Origin of the sequence: Bacillus sp. FSL P4-0290, assembly GCF_037975435.1 — a bacterium.
Taxonomy (GTDB): Bacteria; Bacillota; Bacilli; order Bacillales; family Bacillaceae; genus Bacillus; species Bacillus subtilis.
Genome location: NZ_CP150253.1, coordinates 1108708 through 1124950, shown reverse-complemented (window position 1 = coordinate 1124950; position 16243 = coordinate 1108708). Strand labels below are relative to the sequence as shown.

Below are 16243 nucleotides of genomic sequence, written 5' to 3'. Positions count from 1 at the left end.
CTCAATCATCACTTCAATAATAGAGGAATCACGGAAAAAAGGGCTAATTGTTATGATACATGATAGTATTGGAGTGAGTTCAGTGATAAATTTTTTTGAATATAACTGGCAGGTTAGAGATCAATGGAATGGTTTACTTGGTGTCATCAACTAACCACTGAAGAATTACTTAAAAACCGTCTTGGCGGAGTAGAGAATATTTTATATACCCTTTTTCATATTATTGATGTGGAATATAGTTGGATTCGTGCTATCCAAGGAAAAGAAGATATCGCTGTTCAGTTCGCTGATTATCAAACACTCAATAAAGTGAAATCTCTCTCAAATACATTCCGAACTGAAATAATTGATGTTTTACAAACACATTCAGATCAAATAAAAGATGAACTTGTAAGCGTTCCTTGGGAGACAGGTGTTTTATATACGCGAGATGAAATATTACACCATATCATCGCTCACGAAATTCACCATATTGGTCAACTTTCTGTATGGGCTAGGGAATTAAAGTTAAGCCCGGTATCAGCTAGTTTTATCGGCAGAACATTAAAACCTATTCATTCTTATTGAAGGAATGCGGGGGCAATTCGATAGTGCTGTTGTACAAAAAAGGATAGATAGAGCATATATTTCCCTGCTCATCTATCCTTCTTATTTAAATCTATACATCTCTGGCTTTTAATCACATTTGTATTGAAACTACCTCTCGTCAATATCAATGCGATACGCTTCAAACCATGTATGAATTTGAGCAAGATGGGCGATCAGCTGAGGCCCCTTCATGAGCTGCCCGAACCACGGCACCTTGAAGGAGGAGCCTTCCGTTTCTAAAAGCTGATCTAATTGTTTTCTGTCCAGCAAGGTATGGAGCACGGAGTCCTTTTGGCTTCTGATCGTTTTCAGCCATTCGCTGACGCCTTTTGTATATTCCGGATGGTGTGTTTTCGGATACGGGCTTTTTTTGCGATACAGAATGTCATCAGGCAAAATACCTTCAAGCGCTTTGCGTAAAATGCCTTTTTCCCGATTATCATGCATTTTCATTTCCCACGGAATATTCCAAACATATTCCACAAGCCGGTGATCGGCGAACGGCACCCGCACTTCCAGGCTCGCCCCCATGCTCATGCGATCCTTCCGATCCAAAAGGTTCGTCATAAACCAAAGCATATTTAAATAGAACAGCTGTCTTCTTGCTTTATCCACACCCGTTTCTCCGTCTAATAATGGCGTTTCTGCCAAGGTTTCTTCATATTTGGCATTTACGTATTCTTTCAGATTCAATTTTTTCTGCCATGAGTCAGAAAGCAGCTTGATCCGCTCCTCCGTTGATCTCATCCATGGAAAGCCAGACTCAACATCTGCCGTATGGAACCACGGGTACCCGCCGAAAATCTCATCCGCGCACTCTCCCGATAGGCTGACGACAAAGTCCTTTTTGATTTCCCGGCAAAACCACAGCAGGGATGAGTCGACATCCGCCATTCCCGGCAAGTCTTTGACCAGTACAGCTTCCTCCAAATGATCAACGAGATCTTTTTGGCTGATGACGCATTTGTGGTGCGTTGTGCCGAAAGCCTCTGTCATTTTTTCAATCCATGGTCCGTCATCATTCGGCTGAAAAGCGCTTGCTTGAAAAAATTTATCGTTCTCTTCGTAATCAATCGAATAAGTATGAAGCGGTGCTTTTCCTTCCTTTTCAAAATGGCCCGCCGCAATCGCTGTAATTGCGCTTGAGTCCAGACCGCCTGATAGGAATGTGCAAACAGGCACATCCGACACAAGCTGCCGCGTCACCGCGTCCTGAAATAACGATCTGACATTGGCAACCGTGTCATCAAAACTGTCCGTATGTTTTTCGCTTTCAACATTCCAATAACGCCAAATATTAAGTCCGTCTTTGGAAAATGTCAGCGCATGAGCCGGGCGGATTTCTTTTATACCTTTAAATATGCCAGTGCCCGGGGTTCTGGACGGTCCAAGACCGAAAATTTCAGAAAGTCCCGTTCTGTCCACTCGCGCTTTTATATCAGGGTGCGCGAGGATTGCTTTGATTTCCGACCCGAAGAGAAATGAAGAGCCTTCCTTCGTGTAAAAAAACGGCTTTACACCGAGACGGTCTCTCGCGGCAAACAGCAGATTACGCTTTTCATCCCACACAGCGAAAGCGAATATGCCATTGAGATGGTCGACACAGTCTTCCTGCCACTCGATGTAGCTGTGCAGAAGCACCTCGGTATCTGACGTACGCTCGAATTGATGGCCCCGCGCCCGCAATTCTTTGCGCAAATCTTCCGTGTTATACAGCTCGCCATTGTAAATAATGGTGTACGTATCCCCTTTATAGGTACACGCCATCGGCTGGCGTCCTCCTTCAATATCAACAACTGCAAGTCTTTTATGTCCGAATAAAACATGGTGCTCCCCCCAAACGTTTGAATCATCAGGCCCTCGTTTGGAAAGAGTGTCTGTCATTCTGTCCATCGTTTGTTTTTCCTGGACGAGCTGCTTTTTAAAATCGACCCAACCCGTAATTCCACACATGTGACATCAGCTCCAATCCCGTTTCTTTCGTAACAATTTCGTTTCTTTCAGCACCTTAGTAAGTTTATGCATCTATAGGCAGATAGTTGATTTGTCCATAAAAGAGTTGTATGGGACAGGCTTGAATTGGAAAGAAAAGAGAGGAATGAAGAAAAAGGAGACAGCATGGATGAAACGGAAACAATTGTTATATACAGAGGAACGAAAGTGGGAATACGGCACCATCCTCATTGAAGACGGCATCTGTTTAATCGAAAACGGAGAAGGCGATATACTGCTGGCGGACAGTCTCCAACACAGCCCAATCTGGATCCATCATAAAGGAAAGTGGGAGCAAGCCGGCTTTCAGGACAAGTTGGTTTTGGCATGCGGTGCAGAAAACATCTCCCTTTCCGGCGGAGAACGCATCCGCTATGAGAAATCAGTCAAGCGGCCGCTCATGGCGCTTTTGGATTCTCTTGACGACGAAACCTTTATCGCGTTTCTGCAGCACTTGCACAGCTTCGGCTTATCGGTATTCGATTGCGTCTTTTCTTATAATAAAGGAGTCTTTTCGAATTCTTCGGCGGAGCAGGGTGTGTCCTTTTATCACTTTTCAAATGACACCGCCCAATGCGCGATGCAGCATCACTACAGCAGCGAAGGGACAGGAGACCGTTTTGAATGGACGGCTTCAAACGGAAAGCGATCCATTATGTATTCAGCAGTCCAACGGGGGGGCAAATAAAAAAGCGGTGCATCGAGCACCGCTTTTTGGTTACTTTTCAACAACCACTTTTGCTTCCTTGCTTTCTTTTTTATCTGTATCCGCAGCCGTGACGTACAGCACCGTTCCGGCTTTTTGTTTTTTGATTTTCACCGAAAACGTTCCTTTTGCGTCAGCTTTGGCAGAAGCAATGACTTTCTTTGATTTGTTTTTCACTCTGATCATCGCTTTGCTGTTTGCCTTCCCTTTTACTGCCGTATCCTTCGTTTTCACCGCGTTTACTTTCGGTGTGCCGGAAGGTTTTCCTTTGACGACAACAACTTTATACGATGTTTTCGCATCGCCTTTTGTTGCTTTCACATACAGTACTTGATCCTGTTTTTGAGTCGCGATATTAACCTTGAACGCATTGTCTTTTCCGGCTTTGGCGCTGCCGAGTTTCTTTTTGCCGTTCATCACCTCGATAAGTGTGCCTTCCTTCGCGCTTCCTCTGACAGCTGTTTGAGTGCTTTCCAGCTTGTTGACCTTAAGCTGTAAATCAGCTGCGCTGACAGCCTTCATGACATTCAGCCGCCCGTAGCCTGAATGCCAGTCTACACCAGGTGTCTTCGGAATTTCAATCGGATCGCCATAATCGTCATACAACTCTTCTTCTCCGCCATCGACACTTTCAAAGGAAATATCATCTGCCGTCTTTTTCAACATATCCTCAACTTCTGTTCTTTTCAGCTTAGGATTTTGAGCAAACAGCAATCCTGCAGCAGCGGCAGCATATGGCGTCGCCATAGACGTTCCGCTCATGTACGTGACATTTCCGTTCGGCACTAAGCTCGGGATATCAGACCCTGGAGCAGATATGTCCAGACCTTTTCCATAGTTAGAGAAATCAGCGGTCATATCCATGCGGTTCGTTGCGCCGACTGACATCACATATTTAGAAGATGCAGGATAAGATAAGGCATTTTCTCCATCATTCCCGCTGGCTGCGGCAATCAACACATTTTTGTCAGCTGCGTACTTCAAAGCAAATTCAAGTACGCGGCTGTAGCCTCCGCCTAAACTTAAATTAATCACCTTTGCTCCTTTGTCAGCAGCATATTTGATGCCGAGAGCAATTTGTTCAGTATCTCCGGAACCTGCGGAATCAAGCACTTTGACAGGGATGATTTTTGCTTTGGCATTCAATCCAGTCATTGAATAGCCGTTATCGCTTTGGGCCGCAATAATGCCTGCGACATGCGTCCCATGCCCCTGATCATCCATTGCATTGTTATTCCGTCCGACAAAGTTGTGTCCGAGATCTGTTCTTACTTTTCCTTTTAAATCAGCAAGCGTGCTGTCTACGCCTGTGTCTACTACTGCAATGAGTGTATCGTTAAGCTTGCGTTTGGACAGCAATGTGTTGGCAGGCTCATATTTCACATCCGCGTTTTTGACACCGCCGTTTTCACCGTTGTTTTTAAGCGGCCATTGATAAGGGTACTGAATGTCGTTTGCCAGGCTTTTGTATTCCTGCACGGGTTCCGCAAACTCTACATTGGACATCTTGGATAGTGTCGCAGCAGCGCTTTTGACCCTTTTGGCGCTTGCCGTATATGCGCCGTTCTGTTTCTCGTCTTTCGGAAGTTCAAATGAATACAGATTGTCAAACAGTTTCTTTGCCTTTTTCACATTGGATATGTCTTTTTTCGATTGCGCGCTTGCAGAAAAGCCCTTCATTTCATTATGTACGGATGAGAGGCTTTTATTGTCCTTCACCTTGAAAATAACCTTTGTTGTCTGAACTTCACTTTTTGCTGCAATATTGTTTTCTGTTAAAATGGTTCCGGCTGTTTTGCCTTGCAGCTGCTTCATATTTAGTCGGTCCGCTTGTTTCTTTATCTCCTCTTTAAGGAATGACGGGACTGATTGTAAAGCTTTATCATATAGCCGGTTGATCGCTTTTTGATCCTTTTCAGTGACCTTATACGAAGATGATGCTCCGTTTTCTGACACATCGTCAAATAACGGCTTTAATGTCACAAGATCCTGATAGATTTCATTTCTTGCTGTTTTATTTAGTGCGAGTTTTGCAACGATAAACGGTGCTGCTTTGTAATAAAGGCTTGTCAGTTCTTTGCCTTCTGCTGTTTGGCTCAGCTGCTCATCACGAATCGCTCTCAGCTTATCCAGGATGCCTTTTCCTGATTTCTTCTGATCGACACTCATTTCAACCGGACAAGCTTCTTCCTCTTCTAAATCTGACGGCTGTTTTTTGGTGCCTTTATACCCAATCGTATACTTGGCTTCTGCAGCTGCTTCTGCCGTTCCGCCGTCCTCTGGTTCTTCTTCTCCGAGGTATTCAACTTTTACATAGTAAGGGCCGCTCCACGCGTATGGAAAAATGACTTCGCTTTTTCCATCCTCCGCTGTGAAAGAACGGTACATCTCAAACGTCTCATCTTTAAGCGCTTTTTCCTTACTTGGATATACAGATACATTCAGTACTGAATCACTCTTTACGGTCAGTGCCATATGTGAGTTTTTCTGAATATCCGTTGCTCCCGGGGTCACTTTGTACCATTTCACCTGTTCCGGCTCCTTCATGGCGCCTGTCTGCTCTTTGCCGTTTTCCAGAGCAGCCGCCTGATCGATCGCGCCGGCCGCTGCAGCTTTGGTTCCCGGAGAAAAAAGGCTGAAAATCAGTGCAAAAATAAGCACTGCCGCCACAACCGAGCTGAATTTTCTGCGTTTCATGTTATCCCTCCTGCAAAATAATGAATCTCCTTGAAGGTATCATAATTTCATAGGACGAGATACCGCTTACAGGGAATTTTAAGGTTATTTTAAATGATTTGGAATATGAGGGGATAAATATAAAAAAACCCAACTCTATCAAAGAGCCGGGTTCATAGGTTTTTCTATTAAAACAATTGAAAACCAATTGGCAAATGCAGACCGAGCAGCACTGTCAGCAAAAGGACAATGACGAAGCCGACCCACAGGCCTCCTGTTGATTTTTCTTTTTTCTTGCGGATGAGGAGCATTTCCATCAGGCCGATGGTGATAATGCCCAGAATCATTTTGCCGGCGTATTCTCCGTTCCAGTTGGCGAAACGGACAAACAGCTCAGCTCCTGTCAAAATAATAAGGATATAGAATAACCGCAGAATCATATGAGTGATTTTTGCGCCCTTTGCACTTCCTGACGAATACAGCGAGTAGCTGACGAAAAGCAGAATCAGCGCTACCACCCATGTCGTAATATGTAGGTGTGTCATATATGTTCCCCCTATCAGATAAATTACCCCACTTATAGTACCATGAACTTGTCCTCTGCCACAAAGATGATTATCAGAAAAAACGGGCGGGTCCGGGTCCGCCCTCCAGTTTTATTCAGCCAATTTGGTTTGACAGCGTTCCGATCGGATCAATTGTAATATCAATTTTGTCACCTGACCGCAAGAATTTTGGAGGCGTAAACCCCTTGCCGACACCAGACGGCGTACCGGTGGCAATGATGTCGCCCGCTTCAAGCGTCATCCCCTTTGAGAGGGTTTCAATTAATTCCGGAATGGAAAAGATCATATCGCTTGCCGAACCGGATTGGCGCAGCTCGCCGTTGACTCTTGTTTCAACCTTGAGGCGCTCTGGCTCCTGAATCGTTGATTTATGTACAAGCACGGGCCCCATCGGACATGTCGTATCCAAGCTTTTTCCGATAAAAAACTGCTTATGCCTTTTTTGCAGATCACGCGCCGTGATATCATTCACAATCGTATATCCGAAAACATGGTCATATGCATCTTCTTTTGAAATGCGGGTCCCGCTTTTTCCGATCACGACAGCAAGTTCTCCTTCATAATCAAGCTGAGAGGTAACCTCTTCATGGCTCTTTACGATATCACCATGCCCCGTAACCGTTACCGGCGATTTTGTAAATACCATCGGATGCTCCGGAATATCAGCCTCGCTTCCCATTTCAATCGCGTGATCCCGGTAGTTTTTGCCGATGCAGATGATATTTTTTGATGGCTTCGGAATGGGTGCATGGAGCTTCACCTCAGATAATGAATACATAAATGATCCCAGCTCATCATTCGGTTTCTTTGCCCACTCGGCCAGCTGCCTTGCATGCGCAACGAATTTATCCCCTTCTGCGATACATTCAATCAGCGATCCCGGAATCGTCTCAAGTTCAAACAGTTTTTTTTCAGCCTTTTGCAAATCCATAATTTTCTCATCATCAATGATCAGGCCGACAAACATTCGGTTGTAAAGTTCCCCTGTCGCAAATTTCATGTTATTCCTCCATCATCTTTTAAATCAGAATGCTCCTTCATGTATTCTCTGTCGAATGCTGAAATCCCTTTTTCTCAATTCCGTTTTCATTTCGTTTCAGGACGGGCTTGCTCTACATATCATACAAATGTCGTTTTGAGAAGGAGGAAAGAATATGGAGCGCGTGCATTTATTTTTTCATCGGGATCAGCTGAAAAGGAAAGGTACTGCCAAGGGGCTTTTCGTAACAGATCGATCTGTTTCTCCCATTCTTCTCACACAGCGTGACAGAGCGGAAAAGGCATCCTATGAAATCAGCTGGGAAAAGTCTCTGCTTGGTGAAAGGACACTTTTTTTGAATGCAGAACAGGATGATCCGTCCCTGATGCGGCGCAGACTCGCCTATTGTTTTTTTGACCAGATCGGCGTACCTGCTCCCGTTGCCTCGTACAGCTTTCTGACCATCAATGGCCAGCCTGAAGGCATTTATTTGAACATCAAGAACCATCAGCCAGCCGGTAAAAGGAGTTACGGAGTGAAGACGGCCGATCCAAGGGTTCCGTTGTCCCTTTTTAACAATGATTCCTCGGCATTCTTACATGAATTTTTCATACTGATCCGCACAGCCGGAGATGACGAATTGGCTGAAAGGATTAAATTGTATCTGGATGTCAAGCTGTTTTTTTTGTGGCTGATCGGCAACGCCTGCACCAATCAAGGCTTTTACTACACATTTTGTTTAAACGAATCCGGTCGGCTTTACGTTTCCCCGATGGAGACAAGATCGCTTGCCGTACAAGAATGGTATGAAGAAGACCCGCTTCTGACAAAAGGAAAGACGCTTTCGTCAAGGCTTCTATCCATTCCCGCCTTCCGGTCGCAATATCACACATTAATGAAAAACGTGCTGAAGCGGTCGTTTACTATTGAACGATTATCTCCTCTCATCAACGAATGGCACCTTGACATTTGTCAAAGTGCTGCTGATGATCCTTTTATCAAAAAAAGCCCCTTTCAGATCGAAAAGGAGCAGACAAACATACTTAGAGAAATTGAGGAACGGCAGGACTTTTTGCAAGCACACTTAGCAAGACTTTAGTCCTTTCTCCATTAAAAAAGGCCGCAGCAAAAATTGTCGCTTTTTTAGTCAAATTGACGAAAGGCAACCTTTTGAGCCAAAATAGGTTATACTAACGATATCCTGTATTTATATCAAAATAAAATCTAGAATTGGAGATAGCGTAATGAACAGTAAAATTGAAGAAATGAGGATCACACTAATTGAAACCGCACAAAAATACGGCATGAATTCAAAAGAAACGATTCAATGCAGCCAAGAGCTGGATATCCTGCTGAATACCCGGATTAAAGAAGAAATGATTTTTGGGAGATATCTTGAAAACTCCCGTATGTAAATCATTTTCTATAACAATTAGAATACACCACATGTAACTCCGCTTTTTGCTCAGCACTTCTGGGATATACCTCAGGGCGAGAATGTGCCCGCCCAAAAATCGAATACCGCAGCACGACATACTCCAAAAAGCATTCTACACGCAAAAACACCAAAGAAATAAACAAAAATCACCATAGGCGGATAGCGGCATCCTTCGCCGCATTTCCGCTCAATTTATACCCAACATCCTCTTTTGCCATGTTTAAACATAACGGCCCGAAAAAATAAAACGCTTTCATCAAGAGCCGATATGTCCCCTTTAAATTTCTCTCACACATATGTGCGTTTGTCATAAGCTATCGTGAATAGCCCAATTGAAATCAGAATTGTCATTTCACTTTACCTGTCTTTTTTTAATTTTTCAACAAAGGATGTGCTCGTATGCCGGCCATTGTCGGAGCGTTTAAAATTAATGCGATTGGTACGAGCGGAGTCGTTCACATCGGGGACTGCATTACGATTTCTCCTCAGGCTCAGGTCAGAACGTTTGCCGGTGCTGGCAGCTTTAATACCGGCGACAGCCTCAAGGTGATGAATTATCAAAACGCGACGAATGTGTATGACAATGATGCGGTTGATCAGCCGATCGTGGCCAATGCGTAAAAGGAGTGAGGCTCATGAACTTCTATATTAATCAAACCATTCAAATCAACTATCTCCGGCTGGAATCAATCAGCAACTCCTCCATTCTGCAAATCGGGAGCGCCGGATCAATCAAGTCACTGTCAAATTTGTATAATACAGGAAGCTATGTAGAACCGGCACCAGAAGTTTCTGGCTCAGGGCAACCGCTCCAGCTGCAGGAGCCCGACACAGGTTCATTGGTCCCGCTCCAGCCTCCTGGCCGTTAATCATATGAAAGAGGTGAAGAACATGTATGATCAATCTGTTTCCTCTTACCTGCAAAACTTGAATTCCTTCGTTCAGCAGCAGGCGATTCACATTCAGCAGCTCGAACGTCAGCTGAAAGAGATTCAAACTGAAATGAATACGATGAAACAGCGGCCGGCCACTACCATTGAGCGTGTGGAGTATAAATTTGATCAGCTGAAAATCGAAAGGCTCGACGGAACTTTGAATATCGGCTTAAATCCGACTGACCCGAACAGCGTCCAAAACTTTGACGTCAGCCAGTCGACACCGCAAATCGGGATGATGCAGCAGGAAGAGAGCGCTCAGCTCATGCAGCAGATCCGCCAGAATGTCGACATGTACTTAACCGAGGAAATCCCAGATATTTTGGAACAGCTTGAAAACCAATATGACAGCAGACTTGACGATACAAACAGACATCATGTTATTGAAGACATCAGAAAACAAATGGACAGCCGAATCCATTATTATATGTCCCATATCAAAAAAGAAGAACATACACCGCCTGCACAATATGCAGAACATATCGCTGAGCATGTGAAGCGTGATGTCATCCGCGCTGTAGAACACTTTCTGGAGCATATTCCATCAGAAATGAAAGGAGATGAGCAAGCATGATCTTTACAGTCATCAACCGCAGCTTGGAAGTCGGGGACATTCGGATGAACGGTGTGTCCAGTTCCTCCGTTTTCCACATCGGAGACACTGAATCCATCTACCTGTCTTCTATTTTTGATACACCGCCTGAATCTCTTATTATTGGGCCGTTTGCTCCGCTTGCGCCAGAATAATGCTTAAACGCATATCACGCATCAGACTAGTTAAGTTTAATTCTCTCGGGATCGCAAGTGTGTTTCAAGTTGGCGACACAAATGAAATCAATATGAGTGTAAAAGTATTTGCTGTGCAGCGTTCTCTGTCCACGTTTTACCATAATGAAGGCTCATTTAACAAAAAGGAGTATCAGATCTTTCAGCAGCAGGCCGTGAAGCCACTCCCCGAAACAGGTGTACAAAGCGCGTTTTGCCACGAGGTGCCGGCTATTTATGTTCGCAGCATCAAAATTCAAGGGGTCTCAGCCTCTTCTGTTTTACATGCCGGATCAGCTTCGCTTATTCGCGGTGATGCGAGACTCAAACATATCAGACAGATTCAGTCTCCCCGCTCACAATCGCCCGCCAAGAACATATAATAAACAGAGACTTCGATAAAGGGTGTCGTTTATGCCAGCAATTGTCGGGCCTATAGCTATCAATTCCATATCGGGCGGAGTCGTAAACTTTGGTGATTCCTTTTACCTTTCTCCGAAAAGCTCTTCAAAATCTGCGCTCGGTTCGGGAGCAGGAAACACGGGAGATTTCCTTCTATTAAATAACGCAGTCAACGCGACAAATTATATAGACCCCGATGTCAACGATCAGGATATGGTTGGAAACGGATAAAAGCAGCCGCTCTGCAAAGAGAGGGCTGCTTTTTAGTCATTTTTTCTTTTTTCGTTCATTTGATTTCTTTGTTTTGATCAGCTTCTCAGGCGGCTGTTTTCTGATCCATTTGACAAACCGGGCAAGCTCTGGATCGCTTCTGAGTTCAGCCATTCCGTTTAAACGTACGGCGAGCTCTTGATTGGTATATAAGGCATGAATCTGTTTATGGCAAGGAATACAGAGCATCGCTGTCGGCAAAAACGTTCCGCCTTCCTCTTTCGGTGTGAGATGATGCTCTGTCAGCTGGACATTGCTCCGGCCGCACAGCTCACATATTCCGGCAGTCTGCTTTGCCATATCCGCTCCTCCCTCACATCAACTCAAGTGATACCCGCGTACCGCGGCCGCTCGGTTCAGCCGGATGGACGATCAGCTTTTTCGGAAGCCGTGCACGCAGTTCCTGCACATGGCTGATGACACCGACAGCCAGATTGTCTGACTGAAGTTTTTCCAAGGCCGTTACAACCGTATCAAGCAGATCTTGATCCAGTGTGCCGAAGCCTTCATCTAAGAAAAAGAACTGAAGCGGGTATTCCCCGCGAAGCTGAATCTGCGCAGACAGCGCAAGAGCAAGTGAAAGCGATGTGAGGAAGGTCTCTCCTCCAGACAAACTGGAAACCGGGCGTCTTACGCCTCCATTCGCATCATCCCGCATCACGAAGCCGCCTTCTGAATCTACTTCGATGGCATAGCGCTGTCTTGTCAGCATACTGAGTCTTGCTGAAGCGTCCCTCGCAACGCTTTCAAGCTGCTCCTCAGCTAAAAATTCAACGAAGGTATTGCCTTTAAACACAGCTTGCAGCTTGTCCAGCCTGTCGATATGCGTCTGCCATTTTTTCAGTTCAGCTTCAATTTCATTAAACCGTTTATGATGGTCGCGAATGACAGCCAGTGCTTTTGCTGCCGCGCCTTTTTCCTCTATAGCAGCGCCAAATGCGTCCTCAGCTTTTTGTAATGCTGCAACGGTTTCGTTCCATTCGCTCTCTGATAATGCTCTGCCGGCAAGTATCTCTGCTACTCGTTTTAAGTTTGCAGCATTTTGCTTCAGTTTATCCATAAACTGGTCTATGCCGGTTTTCATCTTTTCAAGTTCATCAGCTGGGATGAGACTTTGTTCAACCTCCTCAGTCAGGGTAATGGAGGTGTTTTTTGTATGCTCAAGCCAAGCAGCTTTTGCTTTTTCCAATCTGCCCTTCGCCTCTTGAAGAGTGAGCTCGCTTGCAGAAGCGCGGCTTTTCGCTTGGTTGAGCTTCATTTGGGCGCTTTGCAGTTCTTCATATAAAGATTGTTCTTTTTCCTTTAACAGCTTTAGATCCTGCTGGACAGAGCGGAGTTTGATTTGAATCGAATCTCCTTTTGCATAATCTCCGAGTTCGTGCTCATAATCAGCTATCACGCTCTTGATGCGTTCAGCCGCATAATGAAGCTCCAGCTTTTCCCGTTCAAGCCGGTGTCCCGATTCCCGCAGTTTTTCCTTTTGTGCTTCATGCTCAGCAAGAAACGCGATACTCTTCTCAATTCGTTTTTCACATTCTTCTGCAGCCCGGTCCTTTTCTTCAATGGCTTGCTGCCATTTTTCTGCTTCGTCCACAGATTGATTCTGAAATGCTTCTTTAAACATGTTCAGACTGCTGTCCATTGAGGATTGAAGCTCGCTGATGATGCTTTCAATACGGTCAGCTTCTCTTTTTTCAAAACCGATTTTTTCATTAAGCTGCTCGGCCTTTTTTAAAGATTCCTGATAGGCGCCGATCATTTGTGCCATTCGTGTCTTAACAGAAAGAATGTCCTGCTTGATTCGTTTCCATTCGAATTTGACAGTTTCAAATGCTTCATACACCGGCTGATTTTCGAAGGAAGCTGCCGCTTCAAGGTTCTGCGCTTGAATTGTCTGCAAAAACGGACACTGTTCAATAAAGCGCGCGGACTGTTCTTCAAGCGTAATTTTGGCTGAAAGAATCTCCTGGCTGAGAGCTGCAGCTTCCGTCAATAACACATCTGTCCGTTTAATGTCCTCTTCAAGATGGCTGTCGGCTTCATATGTTTCATGTACTGAGGCAGATGGATCATGATCGGTTGAACCGCATACCGGGCAAGGCTTACCGGCAGTCAGCTTTTGGGCTAACTCTTTTGTCAGCAGTGCCACCCTTGCTTTTTCACGCTGTAAGTGAAGCGTGTGTTGGCTCTTTCTAGTCTCTTCCGTCATACGTGTTAATGAGCGTTCCGTTTCGCACACCAAATGGTACACAGTTTGTACAGCCTCATATGCCTGAATGATGTTGTTTTCTTCCGCTTCCGTCTTTTGAACGAGTGTATTCTTCTCTTCATTCATCTTCTGCAGCACGAGGTTCAATTCTTCACTTCGTTTTTTCTCTTTTTTGATTTGCTCCTCGGTTTGTCTGATGCGCAATGCCATTTCTGCAGCCTGATGGCAGCTTTTTCGCTCATTGGATGTCACCTGCAGGGATTTGAGCTGCTGTTTCAATTCTGTCTGTCTGTTTTGCCCTCGTGTCAGGCGGTCTGTTACCGTCTCCAATTCATTCATGACAGATTGAAGAGCCTCTTCTTTCTGCCGAAGGTCAGCCTTTTTGCGCTCTTCCTCTTGCTTGGCCTCACTCAGTTTGATTTCGATTTCCTGCAAGCGTGAAAGCTGTTCCTGCTCTGTTAAAAGCTCAGGCTCTTTCTCGCTTTTATGCTGGCGCCACGCTTCATACTCTTCATGTTTTTGCTGAAAGAAAGCTGTCCGGTCTGCTAAATCCTTTTGGGCTAGCGTTTGTTCCTTTTCAGCTTGCTCCTCATGCTGGATCGCTTCTGCGTACCGGTCCGCATAGGGCTTAAGGGCTGCTGCTGTTTCTGCTTCCAGCAGGCGTTTTTGCATGCTGTCTATATGCGACTGTTCTTCTGCGAGACGTTTTTCCTCTTCTTCATAAGCGGATTTTTCCTTTTGGACATTCCATATCTCCTGATGCTCTGTAAACCGCTCCTTCGCCTGATCACGGTTCTTCCTCATCGCTTCCAGCCGGGCTTCAGCTTGTTCGAGAGCCTTTTCAGCCTGCTCCACTGCCTCTGAGCTCGCCTCACCGAGACCGGACTGTTCAGCAAGCATTTCATTTTTTCTCGCATTGGCTTCCTGCGCCTGCCGTCTCAGCTTTTTCACAAGCCTGTCTCCATATTGCTCCAAATTAAATAAACGCTGAAGCATATGCCTGCGCTCTGCCCCTTTTAAAGACAGAAATTCAGCAAATTTCCCTTGGGGCAGCACCACCGCTCTCGTAAAATCGTCGATCGTCAGCCCTAAGAGCTCCTCAACTCTTTTATTCACTTCGCTGGCTTTATCAGCCAGCACCGTATGCTCGTCCTTGATTTCGATGAAGCGGCAAAGTGCCGTTTTTACCTTCATTTCATCCGTTCTCTTAAACACACGCTCGACTTTGTATGAGATTTGGTGATTCGTCTGAAGCGCAAAGGTAAAGGAAACAGACAGCGTATCTTCCGCCTGGTTTAAGATACCGTGCGTATTATTCGCCGCCCGTTCCACCTTTCCGTATAAAGCAAGCGTCATTGCGTCGAGAATAGAGGATTTACCGCTTCCTGTCGGGCCGAAAATGCCGAAAACACCGGCACCGGAAAGGCCTTCAAAATCTATCGTCTGCTCCTCTCTAAAGCTGTGGAGCCCCTTAATGCTTAAGGCGATCGGCTTCATTTCGCATCCTCCTCTTCAACGCCTGATGCAAGCTCTAAAAACAGCTTCACCATTTCTTCATCCGGCACCGCACCGCCAGTTTGTTTTTCATAAAATTTCTTAAAGCGGTCCTCGATTGAGACATGTTTAACCTCGATCCGTTTCCGGTCTTTGTTCTGTTCTTCAAAAACCGGCCTGATATGGATAAAGCCCGGGTGCGCCTTCCGCAGCCTGTGAATCTCTTCAAGTGACAGCTGGTCCGCGACACGGATTTCCAAGTCAATCCAAGCATTCTGATCTCTGCCTTCATCCAGCCAGCTGTACACCTCACTCAATCCATTTGCCGCTTTCCACTTCACAAGTGGCTTGCCGCTTGATAATAACACCTCTTGCCAAGTGGCCTCTTCCCCAGGCTTTGCGTCCACAATCGTCACTGATTTTGCGTAGCCCGCTTCAGAAAAGCTGTAGGCGAGCGGAGATCCTGAATAACGCGCAAGCGTCCGCGCCCGCTTGATCGTTTGCGGGCGATGCAAATGGCCAAGCGCCACGTAAGCGGCATCTGCCGGCAGGCTTTCAGCAGCCACCGTGTATGCACCGCCGACTTCAATCGGCCGTTCTGAATCGGTTTGGTTTCCGCCTGCCACATAAATATGGCTGGCGGCAATCTTCACTGCATCGTTCCGGAACCGGCTTGTCATATGCTCAAACGCCTGCCTGATTTTCACATCATAGTGATCACGGAGCAGCTTTTCATCAAACGTATCGGATAGCACTTCATTTAACCGCGCTTCAGATGGATACGCCAGCGCTCCAACCGCCAAAAGCTCTCCTGCTGAAGGCACTTCAATATGAATCGGCTCTGTTGTCGGATAACCGATTAAATGAATGCCGTTTTCATGTGTCAGCGGTGAAGCGGCGGACAAACGGTCAGGATTATCGTGGTTTCCGGCAATGACTACGATCGGGCGCTTTCCTCTGTCGCTAAGCGCAGACAGGCTTTCATAAAACAGCTGCTCGGCTAAAGCTGGCGGGTTTACGGTGTCAAATGCATCCCCCGCCATTACAATGGCATCGATCTGCTCATCCTTTACAATCGTATTCATTTCATCCAGCACATCGGCCTGTTCACTCAGCCTGCTTCTTCCTTCAAGCGTTTTTCCAAGATGCCAGTCAGCCGTATGTAAAATCCGCAAATGCTTTCACCTCTCTTTTATATAGAAAACGAGACCCGCTCCGCCTGA

General features: G+C 45.7%; 16 protein-coding genes and 1 pseudogene. 10 read left to right on the top strand and 7 right to left on the bottom strand.

Annotated features, from left to right (window positions below):
• Positions 1–82: 82 nt before the first annotated feature.
• Positions 83–567 (top strand): annotated as a pseudogene (locus tag MKY10_RS05780) (DinB family protein).
• Between the two features lie 129 nt (positions 568–696).
• On the opposite strand, the gene asnB reads toward MKY10_RS05780, so the two are convergent.
• A complete protein-coding gene (gene asnB, locus MKY10_RS05775; RefSeq protein WP_029726288.1) occupies positions 697–2541 on the bottom strand; it encodes an asparagine synthase (glutamine-hydrolyzing) in 1845 nt (614 codons plus the stop codon).
• 145 nt (positions 2542–2686) lie between these two features.
• Between asnB and MKY10_RS05770 the strand changes: the two genes are divergently transcribed.
• Entirely contained in the window at positions 2687–3268 is a 582-nt protein-coding gene (locus tag MKY10_RS05770) for a DUF2777 domain-containing protein (protein WP_080348082.1), read from the top strand.
• A 30-nt stretch (positions 3269–3298) separates the two neighbouring features.
• Here the strand turns inward: MKY10_RS05770 and wprA are convergent, their stop codons facing one another.
• The 3 genes from wprA to MKY10_RS05755 form a co-directional block, all read right to left on the bottom strand.
• Positions 3299–5983, bottom strand: coding sequence for a cell wall-associated protease WprA (gene wprA / locus MKY10_RS05765; RefSeq protein ID WP_015252402.1), 2685 nt, complete (start codon positions 5981–5983; stop codon positions 3299–3301).
• A gap of 167 nt (positions 5984–6150) precedes the next feature.
• Positions 6151–6507 (bottom strand): YisL family protein, encoded by a 357-nt coding sequence (locus MKY10_RS05760; RefSeq protein ID WP_003244937.1) that lies wholly within the window; start codon positions 6505–6507, stop codon positions 6151–6153.
• Between the two features lie 115 nt (positions 6508–6622).
• Positions 6623–7528, bottom strand: a complete 906-nt coding sequence (locus MKY10_RS05755) for a fumarylacetoacetate hydrolase family protein (RefSeq protein WP_003233084.1) — start codon at positions 7526–7528, stop codon at positions 6623–6625.
• 154 nt (positions 7529–7682) lie between these two features.
• Here MKY10_RS05755 and MKY10_RS05750 point away from each other — a divergent pair, with 154 nt between their 5' ends.
• The 8 genes from MKY10_RS05750 to MKY10_RS05715 all read left to right on the top strand — a co-directional run bounded on the left by MKY10_RS05750 (position 7683) and on the right by MKY10_RS05715 (position 11278).
• The gene (locus MKY10_RS05750) at positions 7683–8606 is read left to right on the top strand and encodes a CotH kinase family protein (RefSeq protein ID WP_015252403.1); all 924 of its coding nucleotides are present in this window, start codon (positions 7683–7685) and stop codon (positions 8604–8606) included.
• A gap of 145 nt (positions 8607–8751) precedes the next feature.
• The gene (yisI, locus tag MKY10_RS05745) at positions 8752–8922 is read left to right on the top strand and encodes an aspartyl-phosphate phosphatase YisI (RefSeq protein ID WP_003233086.1); all 171 of its coding nucleotides are present in this window, start codon (positions 8752–8754) and stop codon (positions 8920–8922) included.
• A 422-nt stretch (positions 8923–9344) separates the two neighbouring features.
• Positions 9345–9566 carry a spore germination protein gene (locus MKY10_RS05740; RefSeq protein ID WP_003233088.1) on the top strand — a complete coding sequence of 74 codons (222 nt, stop codon included), beginning with the start codon at positions 9345–9347 and terminating at the stop codon, positions 9564–9566.
• A gap of 14 nt (positions 9567–9580) precedes the next feature.
• Positions 9581–9814, top strand: a complete 234-nt coding sequence (gene gerPB, locus MKY10_RS05735; RefSeq protein WP_003233090.1) for a spore germination protein GerPB — start codon at positions 9581–9583, stop codon at positions 9812–9814.
• Positions 9815–9836: 22 nt separating this feature from the next.
• Entirely contained in the window at positions 9837–10454 is a 618-nt protein-coding gene (locus tag MKY10_RS05730; protein WP_015252404.1) for a spore germination protein GerPC, read from the top strand.
• Entirely contained in the window at positions 10451–10627 is a 177-nt protein-coding gene (gerPD, locus tag MKY10_RS05725; RefSeq protein ID WP_003233093.1) for a spore germination protein GerPD, read from the top strand. Before MKY10_RS05730 ends, gerPD begins: the two co-directional genes overlap by 4 nt.
• Positions 10627–11028 carry a spore germination protein GerPE gene (locus MKY10_RS05720; protein ID WP_015252405.1) on the top strand — a complete coding sequence of 134 codons (402 nt, stop codon included), beginning with the start codon at positions 10627–10629 and terminating at the stop codon, positions 11026–11028. The genes gerPD and MKY10_RS05720 overlap by 1 nt, the downstream gene beginning before the upstream one ends.
• 31 nt (positions 11029–11059) lie before the next feature.
• Positions 11060–11278, top strand: a complete 219-nt coding sequence (locus tag MKY10_RS05715) for a spore germination protein (protein ID WP_003233096.1) — start codon at positions 11060–11062, stop codon at positions 11276–11278.
• A 36-nt stretch (positions 11279–11314) separates the two neighbouring features.
• On the opposite strand, the gene hlpB is transcribed toward MKY10_RS05715, so the two are convergent.
• From hlpB to sbcD, 3 genes are read right to left on the bottom strand one after another with little or no spacing between them, the layout of a single operon-like run.
• On the bottom strand, positions 11315–11617 hold the full coding sequence (gene hlpB / locus MKY10_RS05710) for an HNH nuclease-like protein HlpB (RefSeq protein ID WP_015252406.1): 303 nt from the start codon (positions 11615–11617) through the stop codon (positions 11315–11317).
• A gap of 13 nt (positions 11618–11630) precedes the next feature.
• Complete coding sequence (sbcC, locus tag MKY10_RS05705) at positions 11631–15023, bottom strand: exonuclease subunit SbcC (protein WP_015252407.1); 3393 nt, start codon at positions 15021–15023, stop codon at positions 11631–11633.
• The gene (gene sbcD, locus MKY10_RS05700) at positions 15020–16195 is read right to left on the bottom strand and encodes an exonuclease subunit SbcD (protein WP_015252408.1); all 1176 of its coding nucleotides are present in this window, start codon (positions 16193–16195) and stop codon (positions 15020–15022) included. Before sbcD ends, sbcC begins: the two co-directional genes overlap by 4 nt.
• Positions 16196–16243: the final 48 nt, after the last annotated feature.